We start from the raw sequence: 1002 nt of genomic DNA, 5'->3' as shown, positions 1-1002 counted from the left end.
GGTTGCCGAACGGGGGTACAAGAATGAACAAAGGGACGACATAGATCGCTACCGATTGCAGCATCGCATTGCGCATGTCGGGGGTCCATGTGGCTCCGATGTAGATACCGTCGAACATCCAGCTTGCGACACCGATGATCGGAGCCAAGGCCGCCCAGAACAGGAACGTGCGTCCCGCCTCGCGTACTTCGGGAGAGGTGGACATCAGATCAATCAGCGCGGGACCTGCAAAGAAGAAAACGGCGCTGAGAAGCACCGCGCCACCGACACCCCACTGAGACGCCATGACCGAGGCGCGCCGTACTTGGTATCGGTCCCGTGCGCCAACCGCGCCTCCGACCAGCGCCTCGGCAGAAAAGGCGAATCCGTCCAGCGCAAAAGCGGTGATTTCCAGGAATTGTAGCAGTACCTGATTGGCCGCCAGATTGACGTCTCCTAAATCGGACCCGACGAACAGGAAGGTGGTGAACGAGCCAGTCAGCAGAACCGAGCGGATCATGATGTCTCCGTTCACCTGCACCATCCGCCGCAGCCGGGTGGCATCGAAAATGCGCGGCCAGTCACGCCAGATTTGCCCGGCAAACCCGTCCCGGCACAGCCACAGACCCAGCGCCAATCCTGTCCATTCTGCGATCAGGGTCGCAATCGCCACGCCTTCGACGCCCCAGCCCAGCCCCAGAACGAACCACAGGTCCAGCGCGATGTTCAGACCGTTCATCCAGATCTGTAGCAGGAAAACGCCCCGTGTCCGCTCGACCGCAATCAGCCAGCCGGTGATCGCATATAGGGCAATGGTCGCGGGTGCTCCCCAGATTCGAAACTCAAGGTACGAGCGCGCAAGTGTTTCAACCTCGGGGCTGGCCGGGGACAACCAGAACGCGCCACTGAAGATCGCGATCTGGGCAAGGACAAACACAAGGCCTGCCGCCCCGCCGAGCATCAACCCGCGAACGAGCAAGGCGCGCATCTCGGCGCTCTCTCCGGCCCCGCGCGCCTGCGCGG

Annotated in this window: 1 protein-coding gene; it reads right to left on the bottom strand. The window is 62.1% G+C overall.

The window, feature by feature from the left end; genetic code table 11:
* Positions 1 to 1002, bottom strand: a 1002-nt coding sequence (locus ACR0E6_RS21600) for an MATE family efflux transporter (RefSeq protein WP_480587174.1), incomplete at both ends; no start/stop codon positions are given.

Source organism: Ruegeria sp. AP12 (assembly GCF_056540025.1).
The sequence above is the reverse complement of the archived record's forward strand: the minus strand, read 5'-3'. Positions and strand labels throughout refer to the sequence as shown.